Source organism: Streptococcus sp. HMSC072D07 (assembly GCF_001814835.1).
Taxonomy (GTDB): Bacteria; Bacillota; Bacilli; order Lactobacillales; family Streptococcaceae; genus Streptococcus.
In genome coordinates, this window is the sequence record NZ_KV818078.1 from 83,825 (window position 1) to 84,102 (window position 278).

Consider the following 278-nt stretch of genomic DNA (forward strand, 5'->3'; position numbering starts at 1 on the left):
AACGAGGAAACTCTAGCTCCCGTAACGCAAGTGGTCAAGGTCGGCACGGCTAAACCAAATATGGTACCAAATGAAGCACCTAAAGCAGATGATTTGCCAGAGTATCCGCTAACTTACACTGACGAAACGCGCGTTGAAAAAATCAACTTTAACATTCGTGAAGAAGAAAGCGATGAGCTTGTTCGAGATGCTCGTCAAATCGCCACTCCGGGAGTTGAGGGTGAGCGTACGATTAAGACCCGTGTTTACAGTTCTAACGGTCAAGAGGTTGATCGCCA

The 278-nt window shown here is 47.1% G+C and carries 1 protein-coding gene; it reads left to right on the forward strand.

All coding sequences use genetic code 11. The features are described 5' to 3' along the window. Positions 1-278: G5 domain-containing protein (locus HMPREF2991_RS11285; RefSeq protein ID WP_257372017.1), on the forward strand; the 278-nt coding region annotated here is incomplete at both ends.